The 17,648-nt window shown below is 70.0% G+C and carries 16 protein-coding genes and 1 pseudogene; 11 read left to right on the forward strand and 6 right to left on the reverse strand.

Annotated elements, in window-relative coordinates; translation table 11 throughout:
• The first annotated feature begins 50 nt into the window (after positions 1 to 50).
• The 5 genes from atpA to F9278_RS33885 all read left to right on the forward strand — a co-directional run bounded on the left by atpA (position 51) and on the right by F9278_RS33885 (position 5,152).
• Positions 51 to 1,646 carry a F0F1 ATP synthase subunit alpha gene (gene atpA / locus F9278_RS33865; protein WP_152171694.1) on the forward strand — a complete coding sequence of 532 codons (1,596 nt, stop codon included), beginning with the start codon at positions 51 to 53 and terminating at the stop codon, positions 1,644 to 1,646.
• Between the two features lie 21 nt (positions 1,647 to 1,667).
• Positions 1,668 to 2,609 (forward strand): F0F1 ATP synthase subunit gamma, encoded by a 942-nt coding sequence (locus F9278_RS33870; RefSeq protein WP_152171695.1) that lies wholly within the window; start codon positions 1,668 to 1,670, stop codon positions 2,607 to 2,609.
• Positions 2,609 to 4,045, forward strand: coding sequence for a F0F1 ATP synthase subunit beta (atpD, locus tag F9278_RS33875; protein WP_152171696.1), 1,437 nt, complete (start codon positions 2,609 to 2,611; stop codon positions 4,043 to 4,045). The genes F9278_RS33870 and atpD overlap by 1 nt, the downstream gene beginning before the upstream one ends.
• A gap of 130 nt (positions 4,046 to 4,175) precedes the next feature.
• Positions 4,176 to 4,550 (forward strand): F0F1 ATP synthase subunit epsilon, encoded by a 375-nt coding sequence (locus F9278_RS33880; RefSeq protein WP_152171697.1) that lies wholly within the window; start codon positions 4,176 to 4,178, stop codon positions 4,548 to 4,550.
• A 149-nt stretch (positions 4,551 to 4,699) separates the two neighbouring features.
• Complete coding sequence (locus F9278_RS33885) at positions 4,700 to 5,152, forward strand: DUF2550 domain-containing protein (protein WP_152171698.1); 453 nt, start codon at positions 4,700 to 4,702, stop codon at positions 5,150 to 5,152.
• A 16-nt stretch (positions 5,153 to 5,168) separates the two neighbouring features.
• Here the strand turns inward: F9278_RS33885 and F9278_RS33890 are convergent, their stop codons facing one another.
• From F9278_RS33890 to F9278_RS33900, 3 genes are all read right to left on the reverse strand, one after another.
• Positions 5,169 to 6,992, reverse strand: a complete 1,824-nt coding sequence (locus tag F9278_RS33890) for a glycoside hydrolase family 18 chitinase (RefSeq protein WP_152171699.1) — start codon at positions 6,990 to 6,992, stop codon at positions 5,169 to 5,171.
• Positions 6,993 to 7,129: 137 nt separating this feature from the next.
• Positions 7,130 to 7,771, reverse strand: a complete 642-nt coding sequence (locus F9278_RS33895; RefSeq protein WP_152171700.1) for a response regulator — start codon at positions 7,769 to 7,771, stop codon at positions 7,130 to 7,132.
• Complete coding sequence (locus tag F9278_RS33900; protein ID WP_152171701.1) at positions 7,768 to 8,970, reverse strand: sensor histidine kinase; 1,203 nt, start codon at positions 8,968 to 8,970, stop codon at positions 7,768 to 7,770. Before F9278_RS33900 ends, F9278_RS33895 begins: the two co-directional genes overlap by 4 nt.
• A gap of 153 nt (positions 8,971 to 9,123) precedes the next feature.
• Between F9278_RS33900 and F9278_RS33905 the strand changes: the two genes are divergently transcribed.
• Positions 9,124 to 9,696 carry a hypothetical protein gene (locus F9278_RS33905; RefSeq protein ID WP_152171702.1) on the forward strand — a complete coding sequence of 191 codons (573 nt, stop codon included), beginning with the start codon at positions 9,124 to 9,126 and terminating at the stop codon, positions 9,694 to 9,696.
• A 23-nt stretch (positions 9,697 to 9,719) separates the two neighbouring features.
• On the opposite strand, the gene F9278_RS33910 is transcribed toward F9278_RS33905, so the two are convergent.
• Positions 9,720 to 10,292, reverse strand: a complete 573-nt coding sequence (locus tag F9278_RS33910) for a cob(I)yrinic acid a,c-diamide adenosyltransferase (RefSeq protein WP_152171703.1) — start codon at positions 10,290 to 10,292, stop codon at positions 9,720 to 9,722.
• An 86-nt stretch (positions 10,293 to 10,378) separates the two neighbouring features.
• Between F9278_RS33910 and F9278_RS47575 the strand changes: the two are divergent.
• From F9278_RS47575 to F9278_RS33930, 4 genes and pseudogenes are all read left to right on the forward strand, one after another.
• Positions 10,379 to 10,489 (forward strand): annotated as a pseudogene (locus F9278_RS47575) (TetR/AcrR family transcriptional regulator); the annotation flags it as partial.
• Between the two features lie 151 nt (positions 10,490 to 10,640).
• Entirely contained in the window at positions 10,641 to 11,489 is an 849-nt protein-coding gene (locus F9278_RS33920; protein ID WP_152171704.1) for a 3-hydroxyacyl-CoA dehydrogenase family protein, read from the forward strand.
• A gap of 199 nt (positions 11,490 to 11,688) precedes the next feature.
• Complete coding sequence (locus F9278_RS33925) at positions 11,689 to 12,012, forward strand: STAS domain-containing protein (RefSeq protein WP_005480213.1); 324 nt, start codon at positions 11,689 to 11,691, stop codon at positions 12,010 to 12,012.
• A gap of 308 nt (positions 12,013 to 12,320) precedes the next feature.
• Positions 12,321 to 14,924, forward strand: a complete 2,604-nt coding sequence (locus tag F9278_RS33930) for a serine/threonine-protein kinase (protein WP_152171705.1) — start codon at positions 12,321 to 12,323, stop codon at positions 14,922 to 14,924.
• Between the two features lie 72 nt (positions 14,925 to 14,996).
• Here F9278_RS33930 and nucS read toward each other — a convergent pair whose 3' ends face one another.
• Positions 14,997 to 15,668: an endonuclease NucS gene (gene nucS, locus F9278_RS33935; RefSeq protein ID WP_152171706.1), complete on the reverse strand. Its 672-nt coding sequence runs from the start codon at positions 15,666 to 15,668 to the stop codon at positions 14,997 to 14,999.
• Positions 15,669 to 16,038: 370 nt separating this feature from the next.
• On the opposite strand from nucS, the gene F9278_RS33940 reads away from it, so the two are divergent.
• Positions 16,039 to 16,431, forward strand: a complete 393-nt coding sequence (locus F9278_RS33940) for an SCO5389 family protein (RefSeq protein ID WP_005480204.1) — start codon at positions 16,039 to 16,041, stop codon at positions 16,429 to 16,431.
• 89 nt (positions 16,432 to 16,520) lie between these two features.
• Here F9278_RS33940 and F9278_RS33945 read toward each other — a convergent pair whose 3' ends face one another.
• Entirely contained in the window at positions 16,521 to 17,549 is a 1,029-nt protein-coding gene (locus F9278_RS33945; protein WP_152171707.1) for an LLM class flavin-dependent oxidoreductase, read from the reverse strand.
• Positions 17,550 to 17,648: the final 99 nt, after the last annotated feature.

Consider the following 17,648-nt stretch of genomic DNA (forward strand, 5'->3'; position numbering starts at 1 on the left):
ATCCCCCCAAAGTGAAACTTCGGGCCCAACAAGGAGAGCAGGGAACCCAGATGGCGGAGCTCACGATCCGGCCGGAGGAGATCCGGGACGCGCTGGAGAACTTCGTCCAGTCGTACAAGCCGGACGCGGCCTCGCGCGAGGAGGTCGGTACGGTCACCCTTGCCGGCGACGGCATCGCGAAGGTCGAGGGTCTTCCCTCGGCCATGGCCAACGAACTGCTGAAGTTCGAGGACGGCACCCTCGGCCTCGCGCTCAACCTGGAAGAGCGCGAGATCGGCGCGATCGTCCTCGGCGAGTTCAGCGGCATCGAGGAGGGCCAGCCGGTCAGCCGTACCGGTGAGGTCCTGTCGGTCGCGGTGGGCGAGGGCTACCTCGGCCGCGTCGTCGACCCGCTCGGCAACCCGATCGACGGTCTCGGCGAGATCGAGACGTCCGGCCGCCGCGCCCTGGAGCTGCAGGCTCCCGGCGTCATGGCCCGTAAGTCGGTGCACGAGCCGATGGAGACCGGCTACAAGGCCGTCGACGCCATGACCCCGGTCGGCCGCGGCCAGCGGCAGCTGATCATCGGCGACCGCCAGACCGGCAAGACCGCCCTGGCCGTCGACACGATCATCAACCAGCGCGACAACTGGCGCTCCGGTGACGTGAACAAGCAGGTCCGCTGCGTCTACGTCGCCATCGGCCAGAAGGGCTCGACCATCGCCTCCGTGCGTGGCGCCCTCGAAGAGGCCGGCGCGCTGGAGTACACGACCATCGTCGCCGCCCCGGCGTCCGACCCGGCCGGCTTCAAGTACCTGGCGCCGTACACCGGTTCGGCCATCGGTCAGCAGTGGATGTACGAGGGCAAGCACGTCCTCATCATCTTCGACGACCTCTCGAAGCAGGCCGACGCCTACCGCGCCGTGTCGCTGCTGCTGCGCCGTCCGCCGGGCCGCGAGGCCTACCCGGGCGACGTCTTCTACCTGCACTCCCGTCTCCTGGAGCGCTGCGCGAAGCTCTCCGACGACCTGGGTGCCGGCTCGATGACCGGTCTGCCGATCGTCGAGACCAAGGCCAACGACGTCTCGGCGTTCATCCCGACCAACGTCATCTCCATCACCGACGGCCAGTGCTTCCTGGAGTCGGACCTCTTCAACGCCGGTCAGCGCCCCGCGCTGAACGTCGGTATCTCCGTCTCCCGAGTCGGTGGTTCCGCGCAGCACAAGGCGATGAAGCAGGTCTCCGGGCGTCTGCGCCTCGACCTCGCCCAGTACCGCGAGCTGGAGGCGTTCGCCGCCTTCGGTTCCGACCTGGACGCCGCGTCGAAGTCGCAGCTGGAGCGCGGTCAGCGTCTGGTCGAGCTGCTCAAGCAGCCGCAGTACCAGCCGATGCCGACCGAGGACCAGGTCGTCTCCGTGTGGGCCGGTACCACCGGCAAGATGGACGACGTCCCGGTCGCCGACGTCCGCCGCTTCGAGAAGGAGCTCCTGGAGTACCTGCACCGCAAGGAGCAGGGCCTCATGACCTCCATCAAGGAGGGCGGCAAGATGTCGGACGACACCCTGACCGCCGTCGCCGACGCGATCGCCGAGTTCAAGAAGCAGTTCGAGACCGCGGACGGCAAGCTGCTCGGCGAGGACGCTCCGGCCGTCAACGTCTCCAAGTGACGTAAGGAAGGGACCTGACTCATGGGAGCCCAGCTCCGGGTCTACAAGCGTCGCATCCGATCCGTCACCGCGACCAAGAAGATCACCAAGGCGATGGAGATGATCGCCGCCTCGCGTGTCGTCAAGGCGCAGCGCAAGGTGGCGGCCTCCGCGCCGTACGCGACCGAGCTCACCCGCGCGGTCACGGCGGTCGGTACCGGTTCGAACACCAAGCACCCGCTGACCACGGAGGCGAAAGAGGCGACCCGTTCCGCGGTGCTGCTCCTCACGAGCGACCGCGGACTGGCCGGCGCCTTCAACTCCAACGCCATCAAGGTCGCCGAGAAGCTGACGGCGCGCCTTGAGGCCGAGGGCAAGGAGGTCGACACGTACATCGTCGGCCGCCGCGGTCTGGCCCACTACAACTTCCGCGAGCGCAAGGTCGTGGAATCGTGGTCGGGCTTCACCGACGAGCCCTCCTACGCGGACGCGAAGAAGGTCGCGGGTCCGCTGATCGAGGCCATCGAGAAGGACACGGCCGACGGTGGTGTGGACGAACTCCACATCGTCTTCACCGAGTTCGTCTCGATGATGACGCAGACGGCGCTCGACGACCGTCTGCTGCCGCTCAGCCTCGACGAGGTGGCCGAGGCGGAGACATCAGCGGCTGCCGCCGCGGGGACGACGAAGGGCGAGATCCTTCCGCTGTACGACTTCGAGCCGTCGGCGGAGGACGTCCTCGACGCCCTGCTGCCGCGCTACGTCGAGAGCCGGATCTACAACGCGCTGCTGCAGTCGGCTGCTTCCAAGCACGCCGCCACCCGCCGCGCGATGAAGTCGGCGACCGACAACGCGGGAGACTTGATCAACACGCTCTCCCGCCTTGCCAACGCGGCCCGCCAGGCCGAAATCACCCAGGAAATCAGCGAGATCGTCGGTGGCTCCGCAGCCCTGGCCGACGCGAACGCGGGGAGTGACAGGTAATGACGACGACAGTAGAGACGGCCGCTGCCACGGGCCGCGTCGCCCGGGTCATCGGCCCGGTCGTCGACGTGGAATTCCCCGTCGACGCCATGCCCGACATCTACAACGCCCTTCACGTCGAGGTGGCCGACCCGGCCCAGGACGGCGCGAAGAAGACGCTGACCCTGGAGGTCGCCCAGCACCTGGGTGACGGCCTGGTCCGCACGATCTCCATGCAGCCCACCGACGGTCTGGTCCGCCAGGCCCCGGTCACCGACACGGGTGCCTCCATCACGGTGCCGGTCGGCGACTTCACCAAGGGCAAGGTGTTCAACACCCTCGGTGAGGTGCTGAACACCGACGAGAAGTACACGGGCGAGCGCTGGGGCATCCACCGCAAGGCCCCGAACTTCGACGAGCTCGAGTCGAAGACCGAGATGTTCGAGACCGGCGTCAAGGTCATCGACCTTCTCACCCCGTACGTCAAGGGTGGAAAGATCGGCCTGTTCGGCGGTGCCGGCGTCGGCAAGACGGTGCTCATCCAGGAGATGATCTACCGCGTCGCCAACAACCACGACGGTGTCTCCGTGTTCGCCGGTGTCGGTGAGCGCACCCGTGAGGGCAACGACCTCATCGAGGAGATGGCCGACTCGGGCGTCATCGACAAGACCGCCCTGGTCTTCGGTCAGATGGACGAGCCCCCGGGCACCCGTCTGCGCGTGGCGCTGGCCGGTCTGACCATGGCGGAGTACTTCCGCGATGTGCAGAAGCAGGACGTGCTGTTCTTCATCGACAACATCTTCCGCTTCACGCAGGCCGGTTCCGAGGTCTCGACCCTGCTCGGCCGTATGCCCTCCGCGGTGGGTTACCAGCCGAACCTGGCCGACGAGATGGGTCTCCTCCAGGAGCGCATCACCTCGACCCGTGGTCACTCGATCACCTCGATGCAGGCGATCTACGTCCCCGCGGACGACCTGACCGACCCGGCCCCGGCCACCACCTTCGCCCACCTCGACGCGACGACGGTTCTCTCCCGTCCGATCTCCGAGAAGGGCATCTACCCGGCCGTGGACCCGCTGGACTCCACGTCCCGGATCCTGGACCCCCGCTACATCGCGGCGGACCACTACAACACCGCCATGCGCGTCAAGACGGTGCTGCAGAAGTACAAGGACCTCCAGGACATCATCGCGATCCTCGGTATCGACGAGCTGGGCGAGGAGGACAAGCTCACCGTCCACCGTGCCCGTCGCGTGGAGCGCTTCCTGTCCCAGAACACCCACGTCGCCAAGCAGTTCACCGGCGTCGACGGGTCGGACGTGCCGCTGGAGGAGTCGATCACCGCGTTCAACGCGATCATCGACGGCGAGTACGACCACTTCCCCGAGCAGGCCTTCTTCCTGTGCGGTGGTATCGAGGACCTGAAGAAGAACGCGAAGGAGCTCGGCGTCAGCTGACGCCCGGCGAATCGTGAACAGTGGGGGGCGAGGCCACACCTCATGGGGTGCGTCCCGCCCCCCTCTGTACTCCCTCTAGAATTGACCCAACACCCGGCCGAGGCGCCGGGTGGTGACCCGAGGAGCCACCTTGGCTGCTGAGCTGCACGTCGCGCTGGTCGCGGCCGACCGAGAGGTCTGGTCCGGCCAGGCCACCCTGGTCGTCGCCCGTACCACGTCCGGCGACATCGGCGTCATGCCCGGTCACCAGCCGCTGCTCGGTGTGCTGGAGTCGGGCCCGGTGACCATCCGTACCAGCGAGGGCGGCACCGTCGTCGTCGCTGTGCACGGCGGTTTCATCTCGTTCGCGGACAACAAGCTGTCCCTGCTTGCCGAGGTCGCCGAGCTGGCCGACGAGATCGACGTCCAGGGCGCGGAGCGAGAGCTGGAGCGCGCGAAGGCGGAGGGCGACGCCGCCGCCGAGCGCCGCGCGGATGTACGACTGCGTACGGCGGGTGCGCGCTGAGCGCGGACGCCGTGTGATGCTGTACCTCAGCCGCGGCTGGGTCGGGATGTCTTCATCCCGACCCAGCCGCGGCTGAGGCAAATATGGGTGTTTTTTACGTTCCATTACCTGGCAGTCGCATTACCTAGGAGACGAGGAGGTCGGTGTCGATGGTCCTCGCTCTGGCTGTGTGCGGGTCGGTGATCGCGCTCGTGGTGGTGGGGCTTTTCGTCTTCGGACTGCGCCGGCGTCTGATCCAGCGCTCCGGTGGCACCTTCGACTGTTCGCTGCGCTGGGAGGCCCCGGAGAAACCCGGCAGCGACGAGAACGGCAAGGGCTGGGGATACGGAGTCGCCCGCTACAACGGCGACCGTATCGAGTGGTACCGCGTCTTCTCGTACTCGATCCGCCCCCGCCGGGTCCTGGAGCGTTCGGCGATCGAGGTGGCCGGGCGCCGCACCCCCGAGGGCGAGGAGGAGCTGGCGCTTCTCTCCGACGCCGTGATCCTCGCGTGTCTGCACCGCGGGACCCGGCTGGAACTGGCGATGAGCGAGGACGCGCTGACCGGTTTCCTCGCGTGGCTGGAGGCAGCCCCGCCCGGTCAGCGCGTCAATGTCGCCTAGTCGTTCCTTCTAGTGGCTACTTCAGCCCGTTGCTGATCGCGTTCACCAGCTCTCCACCGCTCGTGTCGCCGCTGAACTCCCAGAAGAAGGCGCCGCCGAGGCCCTGGTTCCTGGCCCAGGTCATCTTGGTGCCGATGGTGGCGGGGGTGTCGTAGCTCCACCAGTTGGTGCCGCAGTGCGCGTACGCCGTGCCCGCGACGGTGCCGGTGGCCGGGCAGGAGTTCTTGAGCACCTTGTAGTCCTCGATGCCCGCCTCATAGGTGCCGGTGGCCGCGCCGGTCGCCGTGCCGCCGGGGGCGGACTGGGTGACGCCGGTCCAGCCGCGGCCGTAGAAGCCGATGCCGAGCAGCAGTTTCGAGGACGGGACGCCCTTCGCCTTCAGCTTGGCGATCGCGTCGGCCGAGTTGAAGCCGGCGGTCGGGATGCCGGAGTACGAGGTCAGCGGGGAGTGCGGGGCGGTCGGGCCGGTGGTCGCCCAGGCGCCGAAGTAGTCGTAGGTCATCACGTTGTACCAGTTCAGCGAGGCCGCGGCGCCGCCGTAGTCGGCCGCGTCGATCTTGCCGCCGGAGGAGCCGTCGGCGGTGATGGCGGCGGTGACCAGGTAGTTCGAGCCGAACTCGGTGCGCAGGGCCGACATCAGGTTCTTGAAGGCCGCCGGTCCGCTGGTGTCGCAGGTCAGACCGCAGGCGTTCGGGTACTCCCAGTCGATGTCGATGCCGTCGAAGACGTCGGCCCAGCGCGGGTCCTCCACGACGGCCTTGCAGGACTTGGCGAAGGCGGCCGGGTTCTGCGCGGCCTGGCCGAAGCCGCCGGAGTAGGTCCAGCCGCCGAAGGAGTACAGCACCTTGATGTGCGGGTACTTGGCCTTGAGCTGGCGGAGCTGGTTGAAGTTGCCGCGCAGCGGCTGGTCCCAGGTGTCGGCGGTGCCGCTGACGGACTGGTCGGCGGTGTACGCCTTGTCGGTGGCGGCGTAGGCGTCGTCCAGCACGCACTGGCCGTTCTTGACGTTGCCGAAGGCGTAGTTGATGTGCGTGATCTTGGCCGCGGAGCCCGAGGTCACCAGGTTCTTCACGTGGTAGTTGCGGCCGTAGACGCCCCACTCGGTGAAGTAGCCGAGGTTGATCTTCGCGCCGGGGTTCGGGTCGGTCCCGCCGCCGGTGGTGCGTACGGCGGTCGCGCCGCTCACCGGTCCGGTCTGGTCGGCGGTGTCGCGGGCCTGGACGGTGTACGAGTAGTCGGTGCCGGCGGTCAGACCGGTGTCGGTGTAGGTGGTGCCGGTGACGGTGGCGACCTTGGTGCCGCCGCGCAGGACGTCGTAGTTCTTGACGCCCTTGTCGTCGGTGGCGGCCGACCAGCCGAGCTTCACCGAGGTGTTGGTGATGTCCGAGGTGGTCGGGGTGCCGGGGGCGGAGGGTGCCGCGTCACCGGGGACGGACGGACCGCCGTCACAACTGCCGCCGTTCAGCTCGCAGTTCGAAGGGGAGCCTGAGCCGCTCCCGTTGAAACCGAAGGAGACGGAGGCGCCCGGTGCGAGGGTGCCGTTCCAGGACTTGTTCTTCGCGGTCCAGTGGGTGCCCGAGGAGGTGACGTCCGCGTCCCAGGCGGAGGTCACGGAGGTGCCGGAGGGGAAGTCCCACTCGACGGTCCAGGAGCTGATCGTGGTCGTCCCGGTGTTCTTGACGGTCCACTTGCCTTCGAAGCCGGAGCCCCAGTCCTGGGGCTTGGCGTAGGCGGCGGTCGCCGCCGTGGCCGCCTGGGCGGGGGTGGCGAGACCGACGAGGCCGGCGAGGGGGAGGAGAAGGCCGGCGAGACCCGCTATGGCTCGTTGCCTGAAGCGCATGTGCGCCTCCTTGTGGGGTGTCTTGAGCATGGGCATGACGTGGCGCAGTGCGGCTGAGAATAGAAAGGTCTGGACCATAGGTCAATGGGTCTGGACCAGCGCGCCCACGCGTGTCACCCCGGTGCGGCGGGCCGCGGTCAGACACCCAACTCCTGCGCGAGCACGGCCGCTTGCACCCGGCTCCGTAGATCGAGCTTCCCCAGCAGACGGCTGACGTGCGTCTTCACCGTCGCCTCGGCCATGTCCAGCCGCCCGGCGATCTCCGCGTTCGACAGCCCCTCGCCCAGACACGAGAGAACCTCCCGCTCCCGCCGGGTCAGCGAGTCGAGGACCGCCGGATCGGTCGTGGGCTCGCGTACGGGCTTGGCGGCGAACTCGGCGATCAGCCGCCGGGTGACCGCCGGGGCGATCAGGCCCTCGCCGCGCCCCACCGCCCGGACCGCCTCGATCAGATCCCTCGCCTCCGTGTTCTTCAGCAGGAACCCGGCGGCACCGGCCCGCAGCGCCCCGAACACATATTCGTCGAGGTCGAAGGTGGTCAGCACGAGGACATCGGCCAGCCCCTCGGCGACGACCTGACGGGTCGCCGACACCCCGTCCAGCCGCGGCATCTGCACATCCATCAGCACCAGGTCCGGCCGCAGCTCACGGGCGAGCGCCACCGCCCGCTCCCCGTCCGCCGCCTCGCCGACCACCTCGATGTCCGGCGCGCTGCGCAGGATGAGGACCAGTCCGGCCCGTACGGCGGACTGGTCCTCGGCGACGAGCACACGGATCATGCGGGTTCTCCTTCGGTGACGGGGAGGGTGGCGCGGACCCTCCAGATCTTGCCGTGCGCCGAGCCCTCGGGGCCCGTGCTCTCGGGGCCCGCCTCGAAGGTGCCGCCGAGCAGGGCGACCCGCTCCCGCATCCCGACCAGCCCGGCGCCGGAACCGGGTGCGCTCGGGCGGTCGCGATCGCCGTACGGGCTGGTCACGGCGATGCCCAGCCGGCCGTCCGTCTGCCGGAGCGCGACGGTGACCCGGCCGGGGCAGGCGTGCTTGAGGGCGTTCGTCAGCGACTCCTGGACGATGCGGTAGGCCGCCAGTTCGACGGGGGCCGGGAGGGTGTCGCCGTGGTCGGCGTCGAGGGTGACGTCGAGGCCGTTGGTGCGGGCCCCGTCCACGAGCGCGCCGAGCCCGTCGAGGGTGGGCGCGGCGGACGGCTCGGTGTCGTCGCTCGAATCGCGCAGGATGCCGATCAGCCGGCGCATCTCGGCGAGCCCCTCGACGCTGTTCTCCCGGATGACCCCGAGGGCCTCCTTGGAGGTGTCCGGGTCGTCGAGGGAGAGCGCGGCCGTGGAGTGGATCGCGATCGCCGAGAGATGGTTGGCGACCATGTCGTGCAACTCCCTTGCCATGCGCGCCCGTTCGGAGACGATGGCCTGGGCGCGGTCCATCTCCGCGAGCAGGGCGGTCTGTTCGGCGCGCAGCCGGGCGGCCTCGGCGGCGTCACGGTGGTTGCGGACGATCCAGCCGGTGGCGGCGGGCGTGAAGCCGACCAGTCCGACGACCACACCGACGAGCAGGGCCTCCGGCCGCTGCCACACCGCGAGCGGCACGATCGTGCCGGCCACCGTCATCAGCCCGGCGATCCAGGGCACCCGGCGCGCCGTGGCGGGCGAGCCGTACAGCACGGCCGCGTACACCAGGTCGGTGAACATCAGCACCGTGAGCAGGCTGCCCTGGGTGATGGTGTCCATGGTCAGCGCGGCCCAGCCGACCAGCAGGGCCGTGCGCGGCATCGTGCGGCGCAGGGTCTCGCAGCCGGCGGTCACGACGAGCGGGAGCAGGATCCACCACTCGCCGTCCAGCAGCACGAGCGCGTCGTCGGCGGGGCGGGTCGCGAGGCCGAGGCCCCACAGCAGCAGACCCCCGAGCAGTCCGGCGAGGGCGGCGTACAGGTCGAAGCGGTGGGGGCGGGGGAGTCGTACGGCCATGCCCTCCATCCAACACGGCACGGGACCCCGCCGCCTGGTGCCCGGGAACGGTCCTGGACTGCATCTTTCGATGTACGGGGAGTTCGTCACCGCCGACGACGAATGCCGTGGACTTCGCCGGGAGCCTGGAAGGGTGACCGAGAGGAGCGCATCGTGATCGTCGCGTTGATCATCGCCTGTGAGGTCGGCTTCTGGGTGCTGCTGGCGCTGGCCCTGGCCGTCCGCTACCTACTGAACAAGCGCCGGGCCAGTGTCGTCCTGCTGCTCTGCGAGCCGGTGCTCGAACTGGTGCTGTTCGTCGTGACCGCGATCGACCTGAAGAACGGCGCCGAGCCCAGCTGGGAGCACGGGGTGGCGGCGCTCTACATCGGCTTCACCGTGGGGTACGGCCACTACCTGATCCGTTGGCTGGACGGCCACGCGGCCCATCGCCTGGCCGGCGGACCCAAGCCGCAGGGACCGCCGAAGTACGGCCTGGCCCGCGCCCGGTACGAGGGCAGGCTCTGGACCCGGACCGTGGTGGCGGCCGGGGTGGCGCTGGCGCTGCTCCAGCTGGCCGTCTGGTACGTCGGTGCCGACGGGAACGTCGATTCGCTGCGCTCGTTCCAGTGGATCGCGCTCCGGATCGTGGGCATCCACGGCCTGATCGCCCTCACGTACACGATCTGGCCGAAGAAGGCGCCGGAGCCGGAGAAGGCCCCGGCACCCGAGAAGGTGTCCCGCTGACCGGGTGCCGGTCGGGAAGGGCGTCAGCGCTCCCCGCCCGGCACCCACAACACATCCCCGACCTCCTTGTTCGCCGTCCTCGCGAGGATGAACAGGAGGTCGGAGAGGCGGTTGAGGTAGGTCGCGGTGAGCGGGTTCATGGTGTCGCCGTGGACCTCAAGCGCCGCCCAGGTCGAGCGCTCGGCCCGCCGTACGACCGTGCAGGCCTGGTGCAGCAGGGTCGCGCCGGGGGTGCCGCCGGGCAGGATGAAGGAGCGGAGCTTCTCCAGCCGCTCGTTGAAGCGGTCGCAGTCCGCCTCCAGCTTGTCGATGTAGAACTGCTCGACGCGCAGGGGCGGGAACTCGGGCTTCTCGACGACGGGCGTGGACAGATCGGCCCCGACGTCGAACAGGTCGTTCTGCACCCGGACGAGCACCTTGACGACCTCCTCCTCCAGCCCGCCCAGCGCGATCGCGGTCCCGAGCGCCGCGTTGGCCTCGTTGGCGTCCGCGTACGCCGAGATCCGCGGATCGGTCTTGGACACCCGGCTCATGTCCCCGAGGTTGGTGGTGCCCTTGTCGCCGGTCCTGGTGTAGATGCGCGTCAGATTGACCATGCGACCAGCGTAGTTACGCCCCGGCCGGCCCGGCGCCAGGGACATCGGCAGCATCAGGCCCGACAGGAGCATCGCCGGACTCTTCCGCTGGGCGCAATCCGGACGAAGTGTCACGAGAGGTGCTTCTTCTCCTGGACGACATGGAGGGCCTGTTGAGCGAGAGGGTCCTCAACTACGCCGTACGCCCCTGCGAGTGAGTGGCGGGTGAGTGCCGGGTGCGTGGCGCCGGTGTGATGTCCGTCAGTTGAGACGTGACTCGCGTTACTAAGCGGTCACACGGCCCCTCACGAGCGCTAGTGTCCGCCGGAGAGGCTAGACATCGACAGCGCGTACCAGGGGAGTCGCACAGTGGCACGGAAGCTCGCCGTCATCGGAGCCGGGCTCATGGGGTCCGGTATCGCTCAGGTGTCCGCGCAGGCGGGCTGGGACGTCGTCCTGCGCGATGTCACCGACGAGGCGTTGAACCGTGGCATCGGCGGCATCACCGCGTCGTACGACAAGTTCGTGGGCAAGGGGAAGTTGGCGGCCGAGGACGCCGAGGCGGCGCTGGGGCGGATCACCGCCACCACCGACCTCGACGCGGCGGCCGACGCGGACATCGTCGTCGAGGCGGTGTTCGAGAAGCTCGAGGTGAAGCACGAGATCTTCCGGGCCCTCGACAAGGTCGTCCGAGAGGACACCGTGCTCGCCTCGAACACCTCCGCCATCCCGATCACCAAGATCGCGTCGGCCACCGAGCGGCCCGAACGCGTCGTCGGCGTCCACTTCTTCTCACCCGTGCCGATGATGCGGCTGTGCGAACTGGTCCGCGGCTACAAGACGAGCGATCAGACCCTCGCCACCGCGCGGGAGTTCGCCGAGTCGGTCGGCAAGACCTGCATCGTCGTCAACCGCGATGTCGCCGGCTTCGTGACGACCCGTCTCATCTCCGCCCTCGTCGTCGAGGCGGCGAAGCTGTACGAGTCGGGCGTCGCCACCGCCGAGGACATCGACCTCGCCTGCAAGCTGGGCTTCGGCCACGCGATGGGACCGCTGGCCACGGCCGATCTGACGGGCGTCGACATCCTGCTGCACGCCACGAGCAACATCTACACCGAGTCCCAGGACGAGAAGTTCGCCCCTCCGGAGCTGATGCGCCGGATGGTGGACGCCGGTGACATCGGACGCAAGAGCGGGCAGGGCTTCTACACCTACTGACGCGGACCCGGCGAACGCCGGCGCACGCTTCACGGGCGGCCCTTCCCACGCATGTGAACGCATGAGCCTCTCCGGCCTCACCCCTTGAGGTGAATTCGGTATCGGTTCGCTCACAGACGGCAACCTGACGGTGTGAAACACAGTCAGAGGTTGCATCACCCACATCACGGAGTACGAGACGCACTCACGGGGAGCGCTTATGTACATCAGGGGCGACCACGCCGAGCTGGTCGTCGGGGGCCGCCTCGACGTACGCAGCGCGGCGGACGCCCGTACGGTCCTGCACTCGGCCGTCGACGACGGAGCCGGCGACCTGGTGCTCGACCTGTCAGAGCTGGACTCCTGGGACGCCACCGGACTCGGGGTGATCATGGGAGCCCACCGGCGGGCGGGACGGTGCGGACGGCGGCTGGTGCTGCGCGAGGTGCCACCGCAGATGCAGCGGCTGCTCGTGGCCACCCGGCTGCACCGGATCCTGGCGATCGAGGGCGGAATCGGTCTGGAGTCGTTGCCCAGAGTGTGAACGCGTGTACGGGCCCGTACGTATGGCTCGGTGTGTGCGGGACACTCGGTCGCCATGCCGCCTCCGGTCGTCAGGGAGCCATGGGGACCATGGGGGCGAAACGCACCACACGGCCAATCCTCACGAGACTGTGACGTCTCGGACGGCGCGGGACCCCGGACTGTCGGAGATACTGTGCGAAGGTTTAGGGTTCGGCTGCCCGCTGCCAGCTACCCTCACGCGGGTTCCGGACCAGAAGCGACAGCGCGGTGTGCGACACGGCCGGGAGGGGCTCCAGCACACGAGACGCTTTTGGGGGGCTAGAACCGATGGACCCGAACACCCGGGGACCCGAAGAGTACGGCCATGACGACGGTCAGGCGCCGAGCAAGCGCGCGTCACGCGACGCCCTGACGCAGGACTTCGACCGGCACGCCCCGGCACTCGCCCGCACCGTCCAGCTCGTCTCGGGCGACTTCCTGCTCACGGTCAACCCCGTCGACGGCAGCGAGATCGAGAACTGCCCACCGGGCGAACTGCCTGGTCAGCCCGTGAAGCATCTGCCCTCCGAGCGTGCCGCGATCGACCGCGCCGCCCGGCCGCCGGTGCCCCCGGGCCCCTCGCTGCCCCGACCGCCCCTGCTCCGGCGCGGCGACGAGAGAGAGCGGCTCGTACGCCTCCTCGCGCGCGGCCGGTCCGTCCGCCTCGGCGGAGCCGCCGGTTCCGGTCGTACCAGCCTCCTCGACGCGGTCGCCGAGGACTGCGCGGACCTCGCGCCCGACGGTGTCGTCCGGCTGAGCGGTTTCCGGCGCACGGTCGACGACCTGCTGTACGAACTGTTCGCAGCCGTGTACAGCACACCCCTGTTCCGGCCCGGCCGGCAGCAGCTGCTCGACATCGTGCGGGACATCGGCGCCGTCGTCGTCCTGGACGACCTGGAGTTCGGCGGCATCGCGCTCGACGAGCTGCTGGACGCCACCCCCGAGTGCGCCTTCCTCATCGGCGCCACCCCCGACGTCCCGCTGCCGTCCGCCGACGCGCCCCTCGAAGAGATAGTGCTCGGCGGTTTCGACCGGGCCGGCAGCGAACAGCTCCTGGAGCGCGCCGTCGGCCGGGTGCTCACCGAGGACGAGTCGAACTGGGCCGGTGACCTCTGGTTCGAGTCCGAGGGCCTGCCGCTGCGCTTCGCCCAGGCCGGGGCCCTGCTCAGGCAGCGCGACCGGCAGCGGGCCGGCGCGGACGCCGTGGACGAGTTCGGTGTCTTCCAGGAGGCGCCGCCCGTCGACGCGCCGTTCGACGCGCCCGTCGACGCCGTCCCGGACGAGAACGACATACCCCTGCCCTCGCTCGCCGAGGGGGCCGCGCCCGCCGCCCTGCTCGCCTCCCGGCTGAGCTCCTCGGCCCGCGAGACCCTCAGGTTCGCCGTCGCGCTCGGCGGGGAGGTCCCGCACCAGGCGCATCTGCCCGCGCTCGTCGGCGACACCCACGCCGACGCGGCCCTCGGTGAACTGGTCGGCTGCGCCCTGGTGACACCCGTCGGCGCCCGCTACCGGCTCGCCGCCGGGGTGCTGACCCAGCTGGAGGCCGCCGGGTACGCCGACGACGCCCGGACACGCGCCCACACGGCCGCCCAGCACTACGCCTGGTGGGCCGGGCACCCCTCGGTCACCGCCGAGCGGGTCTCGGCCGAGGCGGACGCCGTCCTGGCCGCCCTGACCGCGCTGGTGCCCACGACGGCACCGGTCGGCGAGGACGAGGAGAGCGCCGCCGTGGTGCTGGCCCGGCAGGCGGCGCCCGCGTTCGCGGCGGGGCTGCGCTGGAGCGCCTGGGAGCGGGCGTTGCGGGCCGGCTCGGAGGCGGCCGGTCTCGCCGCCGAGACCGGTGAACAGGCCTACTTCCACCATGAGCTGGGCGTCCTCGCGCTCTGCTCCGGGCAGCTGGAGCGGGCGCGGGCCGAGCTGGAGGCCTCCATCGGGCTGCGCAACGTCCTCGCCGACAAGCGCGGCACCGTCGCCGGCCGCCGGGCCCTCGCCCTGGTCGCCGACCGCTCCGGGGCGACACCGCCCGGCGGGCGTACGGCGGCGGGGGAGGAGGTCCCGGACGCCCGGCACGAGGAGTCGGCCTCCCCGCCCGGTGGTGTGCCGTCCGCGTACACACCGGCGGGCTTCGGCGCGGTCGGGTTCGGTACGACGGGCCTGGGCGCGAACGGCTCCGGGGCCGGGGGAACGGGGGCGGCCTCAGGCTTCGGCGCCGCCGAGGCGGGCACGCCCGCGGCGAACGGTGAGACGACACTGGTCGGCCATCGGCCCGGGGCCGCGCCCGCGCGAAAGGCCGGCGGTCTCAAGGCCGTCATCGGCAGCGCCCGGCGCAATCTGGTGGCCGTGGGGGCGGGCGCGCTGCTCGCCGCCGTCTTCGGCACGGTGGTGACGCTCGGCGCGACCTCCGACGGCAACGGCGACACCCCGTCGGACAAGGTCGGCGTCAACCCGTCCGCGAGCGAGGGCGTGGACGACGGCGGCCTCGTCGCGGACCGCCCCAAGGCCGGCGACGAGGACAACACCCCGGGCGAGGTCCCCGAACCCACCGATCCGGGCCCCGACGGCACGTACGGCACGTCGGACGATCCGACACCGACGGATTCGGCGGATCCCTCGGACGATCCGAGCGGGACGGAGGGACCGACGGGCAAGCCGACACCGTCCCCGACGAAGACCTCCCCCAAGCCGACACCTTCGGAGTCCGAGTCGCCCACGCCGACTCCGACGCCCACACCCACGCCCACTCCGACGCCGACCCCCACGCCGACTCCGACTCCGACGCCCTCGACCACCGACACCGCGAGCGTCCCCACCACCAGTCAGCCCGTCGAGACCAGCACTTCCGTGGGTGCCCCGGCGACCCCCGCCGACCCACCCGGCGGGACACCGGCCTGAGGTTCCTCCCAGTCCGTTCCGTGCGAAAGGGCCGGGTCCGTGATCGGACCCGGCCCTCGTGCGTGAAGAGGCTCAGAACAGCCGCAGCTTGTCGTCCTCGATGCCGCGCATGGCGTCGTAGTCGAGGACGGTGCAGCCGATGCCGCGGTCGGTGGCGAGGACGCGGGCCTGGGGCTTGATCTCCTGGGCCGCGAAGACGCCGCGGACCGGCGCGAGATGCGGGTCGCGGTTCAACAGCTCCAGATAGCGCGTGAGTTGCTCGACGCCGTCGATCTCACCGCGCCGCTTGATCTCGACCGCGACGGTCGCGCCCTCGGCGTCCCGGCACAGGATGTCGACGGGCCCGATCGCGGTCATGTACTCGCGGCGGATGAGCGTGTAGCCCTCGCCGAGGGTCTCGATGCGGTCGGCCAGCAGCTCCTGGAGGTGCGCCTCCACACCGTCCTTGATCAGACCGGGGTCGACGCCGAGTTCGTGCGAGGAGTCGTGGAGGACCTCCTCCATCGTGATGATGAGCTTCTCGCCCGCCTTGTTGATGACGGTCCAGACGCCTTTTTCGTCACCGGTGCCCTCCTTCAGCGTGCAGGGCGGCGACATCCAGTTGAGGGGCTTGTAGGCCCGGTCGTCCGCGTGGATCGAGACGCTGCCGTCCGCCTTCACCAGGATCAGACGGGGTGCCGAGGGCAGATGGGCGGTGAGCCGGCCCGCGTAGTCGACGGAGCAGCGGGCAATGACGAGACGCATGGTCGGCAACGCTACTCGACACCGACGGGTGTGCGCGATTCGACCACCGGAAGTGCCCCGCCCCGCCACCGGAAGTGCCCCGCGAGGAGCCCGGCCCCGCCCGGTGGCGGTCGCCCTCCGTCACGTTCCCGCGCTCCCCACATGGGCCTTCGTCGTCCCCCGGCATGTGCCGCTGTCAACTCCTGTTCGGCATTGGCTGATTGTGTGCGTCACGCGCCTTGTCGGTGCGCGCAATCTCCTGGTGCGGTCACGTTCGGTTGCTTACCGTAGAAACTGGAGGTCGCGAAGCGTGCACTCTGCGTGTTCGTCGACCCGGCCTCCGACCCTGTCCGTCAACCCCTGTTGTTGTGGGGGTGCGAGAGGAGAACCCATGTCGCTCGACGTCTCACCGGCCCTACTCGAACAGGCCGAGCGAGGCGAGGTCGACGAAGCCGCCTTCGTCGACTGCGTCCGGACCTCCCTGCCCTACGCGTGGGAGATGATCAGCTCTTTGGTGGCACAGCTGAAGGTCGACGGCGGCGAGTTCGCCGACAACCAGACGCCCCCGCCGGACGAGCAGGCACGCGGACAACTGCTGCGCGCGCTCGCCAGTGACGCGATTCGTGGCGCGCTGCAGCGGCACTTCGGTGTACGGCTGGCCTTCCAGAACTGCCACCGGGTGGCGGTGTTCCCGTTGGACCCGTCCGTGGACGACAGGCTGGCCCGCTTCACCTCGATCCGCGGCCAACTCCTCAACCAGTCCCCGGAACTCCGGGACTGCTGAGGTCGTGACGCAGCACGGCTTGCCGCTCCAACCGCGGGAGGTGCATCAGTAAGCGGGGCGGCAAGCTCCCCGGCATGAAACGGCGTGGCTCAGCCGAGGTGAGGCAGCACCTCGGCACCGAGTCGCCGTACGTTCTCCTCCGTCGCCGCCAGATCGCCGGAGCCCTCGACGAGCAGGGCGAAGCGGGAGATGCCCGTCCGCTCGCTGGTGGCCGCGAGCCGGTCGGCGCACAGCCGGGGCGTCCCCACCGGGTGCAGACCGCAGAGCAGTTCGGTGTACGCCAGCGGGTCGCGCATGGCGCGGGTGCGGCCGTCGACGGTCACATGGGCGTCGAGGCCCTGCTTCAGCCAGCCAGGCATCGCCTTGGTGAGCGCCTCCACGGCGTCGGTGCGCCGGTCCGCGATCTGGCAGACGCCCGCCGAGACATGGGCCGCGCCGGAGATCTCCTCCGGCGAACGGCCCGCCGCGCGGGCGCACTTGCGCCACAGCGCCACCATCTCGGCCTTCTCCTCGTCCCCGACGTGCATCCCGAGGAGCATCGACAGCCCGCGCTCGGCGGCCAGCCGTACGCTCGCCGGTGAGGTGCAGGCGACGACCACCTCGGGTCCGGGCGTCTCGTCCAGGTCCTCGGCGGGCCTGGGGACGACGGGGACCTCACGGAAGCTGAATCGTTCCCCCGACGCCGACACCGAGGGCTCGCGCAGCCAGCGCACCAGCAGATCGAGTGATTCCGGGAACCCCTTCTCGTACGCGTCGAGTCCGGCGCCGAAGACCTCCAGATCGACCCAGGGGCCACCGCGCCCGACGCCCAGCGAGAAGCGTCCGCCGGAGGTCACGTGCAGCAGGGCGGCCTGTTCGCCCAGGGCCACGGGATGGACGGTCGGCAGCACGCTGACCGCCGTGCCGACGCGGATGCGCCGGGTGCGTCCCAGCAGTAACGCGGCGAGGGTGATCGCCGACGGGCAGGTGCCGTACGGCACGAAATGGTGCTCGGCCAGCCAGACCGCGTCCAGACCGGCCTCGTCGGCCACTTCCGCCGTCCGTACCGCCCGGTGGAGCGCCTCCCCCTGGCCCTGGCCGGGGAACTGGGCGCCCAGTACAAATGTTCCTACGTGCATCGCTCTTCCTGCTTCCTCGGCTCCGACTCAGGAGCTCCCCCACCGGCATAACCGCACGACACGTGCCGAAGTCACGGCCTGGCGGCGAGATTTGCGGAT

The organism is Streptomyces phaeolivaceus, assembly GCF_009184865.1.
Lineage (GTDB): Bacteria > Actinomycetota > Actinomycetes > Streptomycetales > Streptomycetaceae > Streptomyces > Streptomyces phaeolivaceus.

Bases quoted from the DNA above. Each gene is read 5' to 3' on its own strand.
- atpA (WP_152171694.1), top strand. From the start codon at position 51: ATGGCGGAGCTCACGATCCGGCCGGAGGAGATCCGGGACGCGCTGGAG.
- F9278_RS33870 (WP_152171695.1), top strand. From the start codon at position 1,668: ATGGGAGCCCAGCTCCGGGTCTACAAGCGTCGCATCCGATCCGTCACC.
- atpD (WP_152171696.1), top strand. From the start codon at position 2,609: ATGACGACGACAGTAGAGACGGCCGCTGCCACGGGCCGCGTCGCCCGG.
- F9278_RS33885 (WP_152171698.1), top strand. From the start codon at position 4,700: ATGGTCCTCGCTCTGGCTGTGTGCGGGTCGGTGATCGCGCTCGTGGTG.
- F9278_RS33890 (WP_152171699.1), bottom strand. From the start codon at position 6,992: ATGCGCTTCAGGCAACGAGCCATAGCGGGTCTCGCCGGCCTTCTCCTC.
- F9278_RS33895 (WP_152171700.1), bottom strand. From the start codon at position 7,771: ATGATCCGTGTGCTCGTCGCCGAGGACCAGTCCGCCGTACGGGCCGGA.
- F9278_RS33900 (WP_152171701.1), bottom strand. From the start codon at position 8,970: ATGGCCGTACGACTCCCCCGCCCCCACCGCTTCGACCTGTACGCCGCC.
- F9278_RS33910 (WP_152171703.1), bottom strand. From the start codon at position 10,292: ATGGTCAATCTGACGCGCATCTACACCAGGACCGGCGACAAGGGCACC.
- F9278_RS33925 (WP_005480213.1), top strand. From the start codon at position 11,689: ATGTACATCAGGGGCGACCACGCCGAGCTGGTCGTCGGGGGCCGCCTC.
- F9278_RS33930 (WP_152171705.1), top strand. From the start codon at position 12,321: ATGGACCCGAACACCCGGGGACCCGAAGAGTACGGCCATGACGACGGT.
- nucS (WP_152171706.1), bottom strand. From the start codon at position 15,668: ATGCGTCTCGTCATTGCCCGCTGCTCCGTCGACTACGCGGGCCGGCTC.
- F9278_RS33940 (WP_005480204.1), top strand. From the start codon at position 16,039: ATGTCGCTCGACGTCTCACCGGCCCTACTCGAACAGGCCGAGCGAGGC.
- F9278_RS33945 (WP_152171707.1), bottom strand. From the start codon at position 17,549: ATGCACGTAGGAACATTTGTACTGGGCGCCCAGTTCCCCGGCCAGGGC.